The organism is Maribacter sp. 1_2014MBL_MicDiv, from assembly GCF_001865655.1.
Lineage (GTDB): Bacteria > Bacteroidota > Bacteroidia > Flavobacteriales > Flavobacteriaceae > Maribacter > Maribacter dokdonensis.
Window position 1 is genome coordinate 2969851 of record NZ_CP011318.1, and the last position, 16939, is coordinate 2986789.

The window sequence follows — 16939 nt, forward strand, 5'->3', positions numbered from 1 at the left end:
TAATTTTAATAAACTAAATACATCAAAATGAAAAAAATAGCAATAAACGGAATGGGGCGTATAGGTCGCGCTTCTTTAAAAGTAATTTTGGATACTCCAGAGTTAGACTTAGTAGCGGTAAACGACATTGTTTCCATAGAGAATATAGCTTATTTATTAAAGTATGATTCGGTTTATGGAATTTATGAAAAAGAGGTTACGCATGATGAGAACAATTTGATCATTGATGGAAAAAAAATTCAATATAATTCACAACGCAATCCTGAAGATTTGCCTTGGGCAGAACACGAAATTGATGTTGTAATAGAAAGTACCGGTTTCTTTACCAAGAGTGAAGATGCCAAAAAACATATTAAAGCTGGTGCTAAATCCGTTATTATATCTGCACCTACTAAGAGTGAAGATATACCAACGGTTGTACACGGTGTAAATACGGATGCAGGTGAAACCAATATTTTCTCCTGTGCTAGTTGTACTACCAATAACATTAGTCCGGTTGTAGAAATATTGGGGCGTAGAGTGGGTATTAAAAAAGCCATAATGACTACCGTACATGCGTATACTGCCTCTCAAGGTATTGTAGATGCACCTTCACAAAAGAATTTGAGAATGGGTCGCGCGGGTGCGGCGAATATTGTGCCGACATCTACAGGTGCGGCAATTGCAACGACAAAGGCATTGCCCGAATTTGCTGGTAAGTTTGATGGTGTTGCCCTACGTGTGCCAATTCCTGTTGGGTCAATGTCAGACTTAACTTTTGTTACCGAACGTGAAGTAACCCCTGAAGAAGTAAATGCTATTTTTAAAGAGGAAGCGGCTACGGATAGGTATAAGAATATTTTGGATACTACAGATCAGCCTTTGGTATCTTCTGATATTGTAAAGAATCCGCATGCGTCTACCGTTGATTTGGGAATGACAAGGGTAGTAGATGGCGATTTGTTGAAAGTAATGACCTGGTACGATTACGAATGGGGATTCACCAATCAAATGATACGTCAAATTTTGGCGGAAAACTGAATTAAATTAGGCACTAATCTTGACATAAAAGATTGGCTATCTTTATTTATTAACTTAAATAATAAACAACATGATAAAAGTATCCGTAATGTATCCGAATAGCGAAGACGTAAAGTTCGATACGGAATATTATAAGAACACACACTTGCCAATGGTTCAAAAACTAGTGGGCAGTGCATTGAAAGAATTGGAATTGGATTTAGGTGTTGGTGGCAGAGCACCGGGCGATGCTGCACCATACGTAGCCATTGCTCATTTAAAATTTGATGATGTAGCTTCTTTTCAAGCTGCTTTTGGTCCGCATGCGGCAACATTTGCAGCAGATGTCAAGAACTATAGTAATGCGCAAGGTGAAATTCAAATTAGTGATTTGATTACATTTTAAGTGATGAAAGAGAAATTGAAAATAGATATTGTATCTGATGTAGTATGCCCTTGGTGCGCCATTGGGTATAAACGTTTGGAAAAAGCAATTGAAGAACTGGGAATTGAAGACCAAGTATAAATTGAATGGCAACCGTTTGAACTGAATCCGGGTATGCCGCCAGAAGGTCAAGATCTGACCGAACATATTACCGAAAAGTATGGTTCTACCTTAGAACAGCAACAGGAATCGCGTAAAAACATGACGGATATCGGAGAAGAATTAGGATTCAAATTCGACTATTTTGAAGGTATGCGTATGGCAAACACTTTTGATGCTCATGTGCTATTGGAATATGCCAAAGATTTTGATAAACAGACCGAACTGAAATTGCGACTAATGAATTCGTTTTTTAACGAAAGAAAGGATGTTTCTAAAAGAGATGTGCTTAAACAGGCGTTGTTGGATGTTGGTCTTAATGCTGACGAAGCACTGGCAAAACTTGATAGTGAAGCGGCAAGATATGAAGTTAGAAACAAGCAGGGCGAATGGAAGAATTTGGGTGTAAATTTAGTACCTACTATAGTCTTTAACATGAAAAGTGCCGTAACGGGTGCTCAACCTGTTACTACTTTTAAGCAAATACTGGGAGAACTTATTTCCGAATAAACCAAATAAACTTTTGAATCATGAATATTTCAAATAAAATTATATACTACATAGCCACAGGTATTTTTACCTTGGTAATGCTATTTTCTGCAAGCATGTATTTTTTTAATCATGATTACGTGAAAACGGCTTTTCAAAGTTTGGGCTACCCAACCTATTTAATTTATCCGTACGCTACGGCTAAACTAATAGGCTTGTTCGCTATTTGGAATCCAAAGTTTTATTTGATCAAAGAATGGGCGTATGCCGCATTTTTCTTTGCCGTTGTACTGGCATTTTTTGCGCATATAATGGTTGGTGATGGTGAACAGACGGCAGCCGTTATTGCCTTGCTTTCATTGATCATTTCATATATCTTTAGTAAATAGGTATAATGGAAATGAACAATAGGGAAATACATAAAACTATGGTAGATGGGTCATTAAAGGGTATTCGTCCTAAAGTCTTGTTCTTTGATGTAAATGAAACCCTATTGGATCTTAGCGCCGTTAAAAAAGAAGTAGGTAATGCATTAGGCGGTAGGGAAGATTTATTACCGCTTTGGTTTACCACCATGCTACAATATTCATTGGTAGTTTCCGCCAGTGGAACTTATGAACCGTTCGGTCATATTGGTGCGGCGGCATTACAAATGGTAGCGGCAAATCATACTATTAATATTTCAAAAGATAATGCTCGTAGGTTAATAGGCGAATCCATCAGTAATTTACCTGCACATCCAGAAGTGAAAAAGGCACTTACACAGCTAAAAGCGGCAGAATATAAGTTGGTAGCGTTTACCAATTCTTCTAAGACTTTATTAAAGAAGCAATTTGAAAATGCCGGGCTAACCGAGTATTTTGATGAACTTTTGAGTGTTGAGGAAACCGGAAAATTTAAACCATTTACGGAAACCTATACTTGGGGAGCCCAAAAAATGGGCATACTACCCAATGAGTGCATGCTGATTGCCGCCCATGGCTGGGATGTGGCAGGTGCACAATGGGCAGGCTGGCGGGCAGCCTTTGTAAATAGACCTGGGCAACAACCTTTTCCTTTGGCTAAACAAACAGAAATTTTTGAAGACAATCTGCTGCAAGTAGCCAAAACATTAATGACTTATGATTAATGGTCTGGTCAAAATAATGTAAACAACAGCACCGTACATTGTACAGTGCTGTTGTTTTATATAAGGTGTCAAAATAAAAAGTGGACAGATTATGTATATTTGCCGCACCATTAACTAAAGCGTATACATATGTTTAAAAGAACACTAGTAATTGCATTCGTTGCCATTTCATTAATTTCTTGTTGGAAAGATAAAAGTCCAGAAGACCTAATTCGTTTAAAGGATAAATTTAAATCGCAGGTAAATGCTTTTGAGAACAAAAAGGAAACCGCAAATAAAAATGTGAACAAAGGTCTGGAATCCTTAAATGCATTAAAGAGTGCCTTAGAGGATACTAAAAATGAAGATAAGGAATTTGCAAAAGTGTATGGAGACTGGGAGAAAGTAGACCGTAGGGTTAAAAACCTGACGAAGGAATATGAAGACTTAAAGGAAAAAGCTTCCAATTTATTTACGGCTATGGAAACCCAAACCAATAGCTTAAGCGATGAGACCAGTAAAAAAACCTTGTTAGGGGCAATTGAAAAAGCACGTACAAAATATAATGGTACACTAGCCAATACCTCTAAAGCTATTGATAAATTAAGATTACTGCATGGCGATGCCGTTGAGGTAGTTAAAGCATTGGAGGTAGCTGCAGCACTTAATTCTTTTGATAATATCAATGATCAAATGAAAAGTATAGAAGGTCGTGTAGATGGAATAATGAGCGAGCTGAACGTTGCTGTTGTAGAAAGTAAAAAACTGTACGAGAAAAAAATAACAGAGTTAGGAGAAGAGTAATACTATATTTTCTCACTAATTATAAAAGCCAGTATTGTCAAAATACTGGCTTTTTTATTCCATTTATTTACCGAAAGTGATTTAAAAAGTTAATCCGTTCAAAGAAAATACTGTTAATCTCCCATCACATTTGGTAAAAACCTTTGTTAAATTAATAAAAAACATTATAAATATTCTTAAAACCTAAAATCACATATTGTGTACCATCATAAGGACCTCGCCAAAATATTACTAGATGTTTGTCATTTAAATTGCTATCTTTTGGTGAAAATAGGAATCATTACTGATTACGCCAATGCGCAATTGTTCAAATCTTTTTTAAACATGAAAAAAATATTGTTATCTATAATATTGGCAGTAGCGCTCTTAAGTTTTAAGAAGTTAGAAAAAAATGGTTCTAAAGAAAAATTGACTGAAACTGAATTGAAGTCTATCAAAGAAAACTACAATTGGATTTCTAAAGAGTTCTTGATTATTAATTTTAGAATGCCAAAAAGCAGTTGTCATTATAATAATTATTCAGATTTAAAAAAATCTTCTACATGGTGGACTAGTTATTATGCTAAAATGAAATTAGTTAACGTGCACAACGTGTTTGTATATTCAGATAACAAGAAGGCAAAAAAGATTATTGATTCTAAAGCTCATTTTGAGGATGTCAATTCTTTTATATTAAATAACTTTTTTTCTAAAAGCGAAGCTTGTTATGGAATTGTTGTCGTTAATGAAAATGGAGAGTTTAAGAAAAAAGCTGGAGAATATACGCAAGAGAATATTTTAGAATTAATTAATAGCCTGAAATAACTAGATTTCAAATTAGCAGTGAATATATTTTTTTAAAGTGATTTCGTAAATTGAATTATTAAATGGAAGGATAGTAATGAGTTTTAAGAAGTCATGAGTCAATACTTTTAATTATGAAGGTAACACCAGAGAAAAATGAAAAGGTTGCAAATATGATTTTTGCATCTATTTACCCTCTTTATTTGGCTAGATTAGAAAAGAACGGACGAACAAAAGAAGAACTTGATCAAGTAATAGGATGGCTTACCGGTTTTGATAACAAAATGGTTCAGAAGTTAATTGATGAAAAAGTGACTTTTGAAGTGTTTTTTCAAAAAGCTAAAATTCACCCTAATGCACATTTGGTCAAAGGTGTGGTATGTGGTTATCGCATTGAGGAAATAGAGGATGAGTTTGAAGTCTACAAACGATGCAGGCAAATGGAAAAGCTAATTGATGAGTTGGCAAAAGGACGTAAAATGGAAAAAATTTTACGTGTTGCATAATTAATTGTAAGGAAGATTTTCACTTATTTATTAGCCTACATATGTTAAAATGCCAAAACACAATTTTAAAAGTTTAGATTATTTACTTCATGGAAATGACCGTCAAAGATTGGCGTTTGAAGAAATGAATAAGCTTCAGATTTTTAAGACCTTACAACCATTTGATCCGGTGTTAACGGGTACTTTACCCATAGGTATTGATATACCTAGTAGTGATCTAGATATTATTTGCGAGTGTGTTGATCATAATGCTTTTGCAGAGGTATTGGTCCATGAATTTGGGTTATTGACAATTTTAAAATTTCTACAGCCTACGCCAATAACCTAAAGGCGACTATATGTGAATTTGAATTTGGGTCATTTGTTTTTGAAATCTTTGGGCAAAACCTGCCTACTGAAGAGCAGAATGCTTATAGACATATGATCAAAGAGTATACGATTTTACTGGAAAAAGGGGAAGAATTTAGAAAACAGATCATCGCGCTTAAACTACGGGGCATTAAAACCGAGCCTGCTTTTGCAGATTTACTTGGCTTAGAAGGAGACCCTTATAAGGCAATTTTAGACTATTGAAAGATATAGTATCCCATTGTTTTCTTCAGCGGAACTATTAGTATTTCGCGGTTAAAAAATCTTTTTATTTTTTTGTGTAGAAGACCTTATGTTGGTATTAAAATAAGCTATATTCATTGATTGAAATTTTAATGGTCGGTAATACCCCCTTTTAAACTGATGCTAAAAATGACAACCTTATTCTCAAAAGAGACCATGATGAAGTTGAAAGCCCTAATCGCTTCTGCAAAAACATATGTTGTACTGTTAATTTTGGCTATAGGGCTTCTATTGTATACGGTGAGTGTAGGTTACAAGCAGGTAAATAGACTTCATGAAACCGGAGATATGGTTGCGCATACATTAGAGGTGCAACGTACTATTGTAGAACTTTCGGCTAAATTTCAAGAGCTGGAATCCTTACAACTTAAGGTACTTTTAAAAGAGGATAGTAGCAACTTAAGTGGTATTGTAGTTTCAGAAATGGAGCAGACTTTAGAGAGGTTAAAGCAGCTAACTTCAGATAACCAAGCCCAACAAGAGCGTGTAAAGGTCTTGGAGCAATTGTGCGATAAAATTAGTAGTGAGGTAAATACGGTAGAGTCTACAGATAGTATTGCTGTCATTGATAGTATAGAAGCTAAGGATAGTGTGGAGATCAACTTGGCAAGCAAAAGGTATCAGCGTATTGGTAGAATCTCTAAAATTGTAGAGGATTCTCAGATTCTTAAAGAGAGAATGTTATCCGAAGAGAATTATTTAATGGTGGCCCGTAAAGAGGAATACACTTCTCAATCATTTTTGACACCTATGTCATCATTATTGGTAGCTATTACCGCTTTAGGTATTTTTTTAATTGGCTTTATTAGTATATACAAGCAAAAAGGAGAGATTCAAGAGGTTAATAATCAGGTTTTTAATCAGAACAAAAAATTACAGGAAACTGAAGAGTTTTTAAAAGGGGTATATAAAAGTTCTAACAATGTTATTAGTCATTTTGAGCCTATTATGGATGGTGAAAAGAACATTGTAGATTTTCAGTTTAAATATACTTCAGACGCTATTGAAAAAGTAACGGGAGAAGAACAGGATGACATTATTGGAGGCTCTCTTTTACAATTGTATCCAATGGTTGTTGAAAACGGACTTTTTGAGATTATGAAAGAGTGTTTTTTAAGTGGTGAAAATCAAGAACATGAGAGTGTTTACACGTTCGAAAACCAAACGAAATACATTCATAATACCATTGTAAAATCTGCCAATGGTATCACCAACACCGCGTGGGATACTACCAAGGTCAAAGAAGCTGAAAAGGTTCTACAAAAATTAAATGAGGACCTTAGCCTGCAGAATACCATTTTTAAAGAAGCGGAAAATGTAGCAGGTGTGGGTAGTTTTATCTGGTACCTGGATGACGGTAGTGCTACGGTTTCAGATAATTTCTACAGAATACTTGGGGTTAAGCCCAATAGTTTTGATGTAACTTTTGATGCCTATAAGGAGTATGTACATGCAGATGATATTTCCATATTTGAATCTCTAGGGACCAATACTGAAGATAGCGGTAAATCAACGGTTTTCACTTATAGGGTTTTCACTAAAAATAAGGGAATTAGATATCTGGATCTAAAAGGGAGAAATTTGGAAATTGACAATAGACCGGTTTCCGTGGGTATTGTACAAGACATCACAAGTAGAATTGAAAAAGATAGAGAACTTATTGAGAGCTATGAAAAGCTCAAACAAAGTAATGAAGAATTGGAGTCTTTTAATAGGGTAGCCAGCCACGATCTACAAGAGCCATTAAGGAAAATACAGATGTTCATTTCTCGCATAGAGGATGATGAAGAAGGTAAGACACCCAATGCAGGTTCAGCTTATTTCAATAAAATTAAGGCAGCTACATTTAGAATGAGAGAGCTCATTCAAAACTTATTATCGTATTCGCGGATAGATAAGATCAATTCTAAATTTGAGCAAATAGAATTAAACGATACAATTGAAAAAGTTGAAGACGAGCTTTCTCAATTGATAAAAGATACAAAAACAGAAATCTCCTATTCCGGCTTACCGTTGTTATATGGTATTCCTTTCAAAATTGAACAATTATTTACCAATTTGATCAGTAACTCCATCAAGTATAGAAATAAAGATATTGCGCCCCAAGTACATATTGTATCGGAGAAATTAAGAAGTGATACCATTGCCGAAAACTTTGTAAAGAACGCCGAGTATTATTATAAAATTTCCCTGCGTGATAATGGTATCGGTTTTGATCCTGAATTTGCTAGTAATATTTTTGAGGTTTTTCAACGACTACATTCTAAGAACGAATATTCGGGTACGGGTATAGGTTTGTCTATCTGTAAAAAAATAGTTGAAAAACACAATGGTTATATTCATGCCATTAGTAAAAAAGGGGAAGGTGCTACTTTTATTATTTACTTACCCGTACAATAATGCATGGTAGATTGCTATCCTGAAACTCGGTTGGTCATATTGTTTTGAATGCGTTATTTTAGAAGCCGATAAAGACATTGAACAATTATGAATTTAAATCAGGTAACCGTTCCTTCCTTAAATGTTGAAAATGCTATTCTCTTCTATGAAAAACTAGGATTAAAATTAATAGTAAAATCGCTTCCCAATTATGCAAGGTTTGAGTGTCCGGATGGTAATGCCACTTTTTCCATTCACCTAACAGAAACATTGCCACAGGGAGATGGAGTTTATGTTTATTTTGAATGTGAAGATCTAGATGCTCATGTAGTTTCACTTAAAGAGATCGGTATTCAATTTGAAAAAGAACCTACCAACGAGAGGTGGTTATGGAAAGAGGCAAGATTAAAAGACCCGGATGGCAACCAGCTCATTTTGTTCTATGGTGGTGAAAACAGGCTAAATCCGCCATGGCGAATTAATTAATGCATTGAATTCAGCAAATAGGAACTGCCTTTGCATTTATAAAACTATATAAAATTGAATAATTTTAACAATGTGTTGTATATATCAAAAGGGGTCCGTAATGTTTGATTGTGTAGTTGGTAGATAATTCAAGTTGTTTTTAGTAAGTTGACATTGATAGTGCTGTAATTGTAATAATTGTACAATACTATTCATTTGATGTCTACGTTAATCATTCAAATGTTATAACAAATAGTATTTTAGAACTTAATTCATCTATTTAATTCCAAACTAAATCATTTAGATCAAGGAATAGTAAAATTGAAAAAACCCTATGAATTTTAAAAACGCCGAGGAAGAAAGGTTAGCCGTAGCGGATAATTATAAAAATTGGAAAAGATGGGGTCCTTATTTAGCTGAACGGCAATGGGGTACTGTTAGGGAAGATTATAGTCCGCAAGGGCATGCGTGGAGTTTTGTTGGTCACGATAAAGCCAGAAGTAATGCGTATAGGTGGGGAGAAGAAGGTATTGGAGGTTTCTGTGATTCTAGAGAAATATTATGCTTGGCACCTGCCTTCTGGAACGGTAAAGATGCCATTTTAAAAGAACGTCTTTTTGGGTTGACCAATGATGAAGGTAACCATGGTGAAGATGTTAAGGAGCTTTATTTTCATCAAGTTTCTACACCCACGCACTCATATGCCAAATATTTATATAAGTATCCGCATAAAAAGTTTCCGTATGCAGAGCTGGTTAGAAAGAACAGAAATAGAAATAGGGAACAACCAGAATTTGAAATTTTAGACACCAAGGCATTTGCCAACAATACATATTTTGACTGTTTTATAGAATACGCTAAAGAAGATGTTGGTGATATTTTAATGAAGGTTACCGTCATAAATAGAGGACCAAGAGCTGCAAATATCCATGTACTGCCGCATTTGTGGTTTCGTAATTTTTGGAAGCACAATCGTAGGTTTGAGCGCCCTGAAATGAAGGCTATTTCAGATAATTCCGTTCAATCGCGTAGCACTAGAAATGGGCGCTATTATTTTTATCATGAAAATGGAGAGCAGCTATTTTGTGAGAATGAGACCAATAACGAGCGTATTTATAATGTACCCAATGAGGTAAAGTATGTAAAAGACGGTATTAATAATCATGTGGTAGATGGTATGCCAACCGTAAACCCAGATAAAAAAGGATCAAAATTTGCCGTTTGGCACAAACTTCGATTAAAATCTGGAGAAGAAAAAACCATTAAAGTACGCCTAAGCAAGAAAAAGCTTGATGACCCTTGGGGTAGTTTTGATGCTATCTTTGATAAAAGAATTAAAGAATGTGAAGATTTCTATGGTGATATCTTAAAAAAAGAACTTCCGGCCGGGCAACAAGAAATAGCCAGAAAAGCTTTTTCGGGCTTATTATGGACTAAGCAGTTTTATTACTATGATGTATATAAATGGCTTTTTGGTGGTCCGGGAGAACCAAAACCTTATAGAACGGATTCTCGTAACTCTCGCTGGGAACATTTGACGAATAGGCATGTTATTTCAATGCCAGATAAGTGGGAGTATCCTTGGTATGCCGCTTGGGACCTTGCTTTTCACATGGCATCATTTGTAGAAATAGACCCTTATTTTGCCAAAGAACAATTGCTTTTGGTGCTGAAAGAAAGTTACATGCACCCCAACGGACAAATTCCCGCCTATGAATGGAATTTCAGTGATGTAAATCCGCCAGTGCATTCTTGGGCCGTTTGGACGGTTTATGAAAAGGATAAAAAGCGAAATGGTAAAGGGGATGTGAACTTTCTAGAGAAAGCATATCAAAAGTTACTGGTCAATTTTACGTGGTGGGTTAATCAAAAAGATAAAAGCGGAACCAACCTTTTTGAAGGCGGTTTCTTAGGGCTGGATAATATTGGTGTATTTGATCGTAACCACATGCCAGAAGGTATTACACGTATGCAACAGGCAGATGCAACCAGTTGGATGGCCATGTTTACTTTAAACATGTTACGGATGTCACTAGAACTTGCGGCGGTGAACCCTAATTATGAGGATAGTGTTGCCAAGTTCTTTAGACACTTTTTGAATATTGCCTGGGCAATGCACCATATAGGTCAAAAAGATATTTCACTTTGGGATGACGAAGATAATTTCTACTATGATGTGGTAGAAATGGCCAATGGTAAAACGGACCGTTTAAAAGTGAGATCTTTGGTAGGTATTATACCAATGTTCGCGGTAGAGATCATTCACAAGGATTTGTTCGATGAGCTTAAACATTTTAAAGTGAGGGCTGCGGAAATTGTTAGGACCAGACCTGATCTAGCGTCTTTAATTTCCAATATTGAAGAGTTCAACTCAGACGGTAATTATCTGTTCTCCATTATGCGTGGGTTTAGATTGGAGAAATTATTGTTCCGTTTATTGGATGAGAATGAATTCTTATCTGATTATGGTATACGCTCACTTTCTAAATATCATGAAGAACATCCCTATGTTTTCCAACACAATGGACATCATCAAATTTCGTACGAATCTGGGGAAAGTCAATCCAATATGTTCGGTGGTAATTCTAATTGGCGCGGGCCAATTTGGTTGCCTTTGAATTATATGATCGTTCAATCTTTACGTAAGTATTATTCGTATTACGGAGATCAATATGTATATGAATTTCCAACGGGATCAGGTTTAAAACTGAACTTGAACGAAATTGCCAATGAGATTTCTAAAAGGCTTATTAAGTTATTTGAGCCCAATGAGAACGGTAAATTTGTCTACCACTCAGAAGATGAGCAGCAATTATTCTCGAAAAATGAACAATTTAAAAATGAACATTTCTTCTATGAGTTTTTTGATGGCGACTCAGGTAAAGGTCTTGGAGCTTCTCACCAAACAGGCTGGACAGCATTAATTGCCAACTTAATTATGGAACTGGAGCAGAATACCTAGGTTTATTTATTTAAAATATTGTATATTAGAGTATTGGCTATGTGTTTTGCATAGCCTTTTTAATTATTCAACATTTTACTGATGAAAACCGATACTATACATATATCGAAAATAGTCAAAAATGTTTCCCACACTTCCAATGTTTCTGACTATACTGTTTGCTGGATCAAAGATGAAATAAAAGGAATAGAAATAGATGGTGTACTTTATGCCAATATTTCCAACTCCATTTTCTTCTTGGACAAAAAAGTACATTGGAAATTGCATATTAAAGACGGAGCTTCCAATACGGGGTACTTGTTGCAATTGTCTCAAGAAGTATTAAGCCACCCTTTACTAAGTAAGTTACATATCAATAAGGTAAGGCTATTTAATACGGGTTCGGTGCCATTATTTAAATTAAGCCCCGGTATTGAAAAACGTACCCAAGCCATTTTAGAGATGATCGATGAACTCTTGGGTTCTCATTTGAACAATAAAGAAGATGCCCTCATTTCTTTGTTGAATACCTTTTTTGTATACTGTGATGGTCAATGCAACATTAAATCCATCATTGAAAAAAATCATACCAAGTCAAACATTGTATACTCCTATAAACAATTGGTAGATCAAAATATAGAAGTCTCTCATGAGGTGGGTTATTATGCCTCACGCTTAAATATTTCTACAAAGTATTTGAACGAATGCGTTCAAGAAGTGCTTAATGTAAGTTCTAAGAGCATTATAATTGAGCAATTATTGATTCGTTCCAGACATGCGTTAAAATTCTCGAACAAGACTATAAAGGAAATTAGTTACGAGTTAGGTTTTTCTACACCAGATTATTTTAGTTATTTCTTTAAAACACAGACAGGCAGTAAGCCTTCGATATTAAGAAAGTCCGTTGGTTCTTAAATTCAAGGTTTATACCTTGATTTTCACATTTTAGGCACAGTGGTTTATGCCTAATTTGGCATAAAAACAGAATCATGGATAGACAAAGTTTTATTAAAAAATCAGGCGCAGGTATTAGTTATGCTTTATTCTCAGGATTCATTTTCTGCAAAAGTCAAGATGATGAAGTAGGTACTTTAAATTACAATGACCCAAAGGTTATACGAGATGCCGATGGAGAGGTGCTCAATGTGATAGGAGATATACAGACCCATAAACTTTTGGGCAGCGAAACCAATAATCAAATCTTTGAGTGGGTAGATAACGTTGAACCCGGTGTGGGTATTCCGCCTCATGTTCATGCAAAGGAAGATGAAATTTTTAGAGTTGTTGAAGGGGAAGTAGAAATCGCGATTGATGGAGAAAGTACGGTCTTAAAAGCGGGTGATATTGCATTTGCGCCAAAAGGAGTACCGCATACATGGAAAGTAGTGGGTAGCCAAAAGGCAAAAATGATTACCTCGGCGTTGCCTGCGGGCATAGAGATAATGTTTCAAGAATTATCAGAACTACCTGCCGGACCACCGGATTTTGAGAAAGTTGCGGAAATTTGTGCTAAACAAGGTATTACCTTTGTGTAATGGCATTATTTGTCCGAGTTCATGGCCTCATGGGCTATATGCGCAAAACTCTTAATTTTAGGGTTCGGGTCATCAAGATATTGTGCTACTATGTGTAGATACCTAGGTTCTTTTTGTTGTGCGATAAGATACAATACGGCAAGTTTGATCTTAAGGTCATTGCCCTGTAAAAGAAGTTTAAAACATTCTAATTCCGTTGGTATTTTATGTTTAATCTTTTGAAGCTCCTCTTCAGAAGAAATATCCAAGGCAGATTCCTCAATGATGGGTAGTAATCTACGTTTTAGCTCGCCAGTTAAAAGATTGTCCAAAAACTCTATGGCATTATGTTGCGCTTCTTGTTTCTGACTCAGTAAACCTTCATAGGCAATAGCTACATCTTTTTGTTGATAACGTAATCCCAAAAGTTTAAAAATCCGTTCTAACCCAGAATCCAGTCTGCGTTCCAATAGCTCTAAAAGACTGGTGCGCGCATCTCTTTCTGCATCGCCAATTTCCTTTTTGGATTTATTTCTATTTCGGTATGAAATAATGATTTGCGTGTGCATGGCGGATAAGGTTTGGTGATGCAGTTTGCATTCGTCAAAAATGACAGATACCACCTTGTACTTATTAAATTTTAATTGCGGGTGCGTTGCCCGTATAGCACTTAATGCCCTCAATACTTCTAAACGAACCGTAAGGTCTTCATGGTTTAAAATGCTCAATAATTGATGTACGGCCTCCTTGGAATGGAAAGCTTGCATTGCGGCCGGTATAAATCGTAATACCGATAAAGGTTGCCGGCGCTCTGCAACATGGTTCTTCAGTATAGGCAAAATTTGCTGTCCGTATACATTAAAGGCTTCCAGAACTGTTGGTCTAAATGCCTTTTCTGCCAAAAGGGGAATAATGTGCTGTACCATTTCTGGATCGGTTGCCGTACCTATAGCCTTTATGGTGGTTTTTACGATTTCTTCATTTTCATGCTGTAAAAATGCAACCAACCTGTTGTGGAAAATAGGCAAGTTGGCTACTCCCAATATTTCAATTACAGATGCAACGTATGGCAGGTCTTTTTGGTCAGATGCCATGGTTTTCAGTGCCAAAGAAATACGGTCCAATAGTGAGTAGCGCTGTTTTAAAGAAAAGTTGTTCTTTGCTGCTCTAGCCAAGCAATATAGGGCAGCGGTCGCAATACGCTCGTTTGAGTGTTCTAGATACGCATCAAATATGAACGATTTGTCTTTATGGGCAAAACTTAGAATATAGGCCAAAGTGGCAATGGTCAATTCACGGTCATCTATTTGCAATAATTCGGATACCTCTGCCGTCATACTTTTAGAATTTAAAAAGTATAGATTCTGTATAGCCGATAACTTCACTTTATTACTTGGGTGCTCTAACAGCAGCTCTACATCATCTGCGAATCTCTTGTCATTGATTTCCATCAATTTATCCAACATAAATAGAATTTGCTCTTCTGTACCTTTCTTAAAAACGGTGCGCATGCCTGTAACTACAGATACTTTGGTGTCCGTGACCTTCTTGGTTTTCTTATAAGAGTCGGTCAGTACTTCTAAATTGTTTCTAAACGTTTTGTAATATTCAATACGTACGTTATAAATAAAATAGAGCCAAAGACATACCAAAGCAATTATAAGAATGCCAATATAAAAAGAGGGTAGGTCTAGCCCACGCACCACGAATATTAAAAGGCATCCGGCAATTCCTGTAGCCAAACTATCCACTACCACATCAATAAATGATTTGGTCTTGTTTTTTAGCTCAAAAGGTAAGGGCAAGGTCAACAGTTCAGAGGCACTTTTATGTATGGATTGTTTCAATACGCCATCCATCGCTTTAATGACTACAACGGCAGAAAGTTCAGGAAGCATTAAAAACAAAATACTACCACCAAATATACCAATGGGCAATAATAAGAGTGAAAACCCTACACCCCAAATACCCACAATTCTATGGGTGAAAAATAGCTGAATTATTAGCGAAAGTAGATTGAACGTAGAAAACCAAAAAGCAAAAAATGCGGTAAGCTCATCAGCATCCGTAAAAGACGACGACGCAAAATCACTGAACAAATAATCTACCAATTTAGCGACTACGACACTCACGGCTACAATGCTGGCAATATAGGTGAGATGTTTGGATTTTAGTATGAGTTTTAAAGGCGGTTCACTAAGGTTGGTCGCAGATTTATGTTTTTTTACACTACCATTTTTTTTAACGCGGATGTTCCAAATATTTCGCAGAAGGGGAATGCAAAAAAATAGAAGCAGGGCGGCTACGAACATTAAGTTTTCATTGCCAATTATAGGGGCTAGAATAGAAGTTAAGTATCCACCAAAAATTCCACCAATAATAGCTCCCGATCCTATAAAGCCAAACAGTCTTTTAGCCTCACGAATATTGAACACCAAATTTGCCAATACCCAAAACTGAGAAGCGGATAAAACGGCATAAATGGCTACCCAGATGTAGAAGAAATACAACAGAACGCCACTTACTACCTCAAATGACAATAGAATGCCTAAACCGATCATGATAGTAATGGAACTGATCAGGGTAATCTCAATTACTTTTTTAAGCGGGTATTTTGATACCGCCTTTGAGTAAAAATAAGAGGTGGCTACCGCCGTAACGGCAACCAATAAAAAAGCAAAAGGCAATTGTTCAACACCTAGTTCAGAAAGAAAAAGAGCGTTTACCGTAGGTTTTATGATCAGTAATACGGCTATGACCAAAAAAATGTAGGCGAGCATCCAAAGAGATACTTTGAACTCGCCTTCACGTACATCGAATATTTTTTTAATCAGTCTTTCTACCATCAAGAAATGGGCATCTGTATTCCAAGACCTAAAGTACTGGCTTTTTTAACACCTTTTCAATTGGTTTTACTAAATCTCTGATTATTTGTTCTCCATTAGCATCATCTATCAACGCAACCAGAATGTATCTTCTATTACTGTCTTCGCCCCAAACCAATATGGAATCGGAATGATAGGTGCGCCAAGAGCCCGATTTTCTGAACAACCTGGCATTGGGTGCGATCTTATCCAGCGTATTTACAAACTTATGGTGCAGTTCCGGGTCTTCCATAATATCAAGCATTTGCTTGGATCGTTTTTCATTGACCAACTTACCGTTCGCCAACAGATAGTAATATCTACATACTTGGGTTACAGATGCGGCGTGACTCAGATTTTTTAAGGGCTCTCTGTTAGTTTCACCACCACTGCCGTAACGTTTGCCTACCCAAAGACCGCCTCCTTTTTGTTCATCATAAAAGGCATACTTGGGATCGCACATCACCGATTCTAATTTTTCATACCCCACGCGATCGATCATTCTGGTAGATGCAGCATTGTCAGATTTACTGATCATTAAACGCATGTCTTTCTTTACTTCTGCAGTTTCCTTTAGTTCGCCTTTTTCAATAGCATCCATGGCCGCCAATAGAATGGCAATTTTAGGTAGGCTGGCAGCATACATCATATGGTTGCCGTTGACCCTTGCAAATCTCACCTTTTCCGGATTGCTCAGATCAACTAGTCCAACTGCCATTTTCTTTTGCACGATAAGATCGTTCCATTCTTGGTGAGAAGCCAGTTCATCCCTTAAATTGGTTTGCAGAGAACTGTCCAACAATTTTTGCAGGGGTTTGATCTTCGAATTGTCCATACGAAGTGGTAGCTCATTTTGTGCTTGTACTGCGGTACAGCATAGAAGGAAAAAAAGAAAAATAACAGGGGTTGATCTCATTGACGTTCGCTTATT

General features: G+C 36.3%; 14 protein-coding genes and 2 pseudogenes. 14 read left to right on the forward strand and 2 right to left on the reverse strand.

The features are described 5' to 3' along the window. The first annotated feature begins 27 nt into the window (after positions 1–27). The 14 genes and pseudogenes from gap (at position 28) to YQ22_RS12570 (ending at position 13165) form a co-directional block, all read left to right on the forward strand. On the forward strand, positions 28–1020 hold the full coding sequence (gene gap, locus YQ22_RS12505) for a type I glyceraldehyde-3-phosphate dehydrogenase (RefSeq protein ID WP_071341465.1): 993 nt from the start codon (positions 28–30) through the stop codon (positions 1018–1020). Between the two features lie 70 nt (positions 1021–1090). Then, a complete protein-coding gene (locus YQ22_RS12510; protein WP_071341466.1) occupies positions 1091–1405 on the forward strand; it encodes an EthD family reductase in 315 nt (104 codons plus the stop codon). Positions 1406–1408: 3 nt separating this feature from the next. Then, positions 1409–2053, forward strand: a pseudogene (locus YQ22_RS12515) (DsbA family oxidoreductase). Positions 2054–2073: 20 nt separating this feature from the next. Continuing rightward, complete coding sequence (locus tag YQ22_RS12520; RefSeq protein ID WP_071341467.1) at positions 2074–2421, forward strand: DoxX family protein; 348 nt, start codon at positions 2074–2076, stop codon at positions 2419–2421. A gap of 11 nt (positions 2422–2432) precedes the next feature. Next, positions 2433–3161 (forward strand): haloacid dehalogenase type II, encoded by a 729-nt coding sequence (locus YQ22_RS12525; protein WP_232231180.1) that lies wholly within the window; start codon positions 2433–2435, stop codon positions 3159–3161. A 129-nt stretch (positions 3162–3290) separates the two neighbouring features. Further along, positions 3291–3944 (forward strand): hypothetical protein, encoded by a 654-nt coding sequence (locus YQ22_RS12530; RefSeq protein ID WP_071341468.1) that lies wholly within the window; start codon positions 3291–3293, stop codon positions 3942–3944. Positions 3945–4268: 324 nt separating this feature from the next. Continuing rightward, positions 4269–4748: a hypothetical protein gene (locus YQ22_RS12535; RefSeq protein ID WP_156894571.1), complete on the forward strand. Its 480-nt coding sequence runs from the start codon at positions 4269–4271 to the stop codon at positions 4746–4748. 113 nt (positions 4749–4861) lie between these two features. Beyond that, entirely contained in the window at positions 4862–5233 is a 372-nt protein-coding gene (locus YQ22_RS12540) for a DUF2200 domain-containing protein (protein WP_071341470.1), read from the forward strand. A 124-nt stretch (positions 5234–5357) separates the two neighbouring features. Further along, positions 5358–5806 (forward strand): annotated as a pseudogene (locus YQ22_RS12545) (DUF4269 domain-containing protein). Between the two features lie 168 nt (positions 5807–5974). Continuing rightward, positions 5975–8245: an ATP-binding protein gene (locus tag YQ22_RS12550; protein WP_071341471.1), complete on the forward strand. Its 2271-nt coding sequence runs from the start codon at positions 5975–5977 to the stop codon at positions 8243–8245. 87 nt (positions 8246–8332) lie between these two features. Then, positions 8333–8710 (forward strand): VOC family protein, encoded by a 378-nt coding sequence (locus tag YQ22_RS12555; RefSeq protein ID WP_071341472.1) that lies wholly within the window; start codon positions 8333–8335, stop codon positions 8708–8710. Positions 8711–9023: 313 nt separating this feature from the next. After that, positions 9024–11651, forward strand: coding sequence for an MGH1-like glycoside hydrolase domain-containing protein (locus YQ22_RS12560; RefSeq protein WP_071341473.1), 2628 nt, complete (start codon positions 9024–9026; stop codon positions 11649–11651). Positions 11652–11732: 81 nt separating this feature from the next. After that, positions 11733–12545, forward strand: a complete 813-nt coding sequence (locus YQ22_RS12565) for a helix-turn-helix domain-containing protein (protein WP_071341474.1) — start codon at positions 11733–11735, stop codon at positions 12543–12545. 74 nt (positions 12546–12619) lie between these two features. Then, on the forward strand, positions 12620–13165 hold the full coding sequence (locus YQ22_RS12570; RefSeq protein ID WP_071341475.1) for a cupin domain-containing protein: 546 nt from the start codon (positions 12620–12622) through the stop codon (positions 13163–13165). A 5-nt stretch (positions 13166–13170) separates the two neighbouring features. Here the strand turns inward: YQ22_RS12570 and YQ22_RS12575 are convergent, their stop codons facing one another. Both YQ22_RS12575 and YQ22_RS12580 read right to left on the reverse strand, forming a co-directional pair. Beyond that, on the reverse strand, positions 13171–15990 hold the full coding sequence (locus YQ22_RS12575) for an Npt1/Npt2 family nucleotide transporter (protein WP_071341476.1): 2820 nt from the start codon (positions 15988–15990) through the stop codon (positions 13171–13173). Positions 15991–16018: 28 nt separating this feature from the next. Then, positions 16019–16924, reverse strand: coding sequence for a serine hydrolase (locus YQ22_RS12580; protein ID WP_058103685.1), 906 nt, complete (start codon positions 16922–16924; stop codon positions 16019–16021). Positions 16925–16939: the final 15 nt, after the last annotated feature.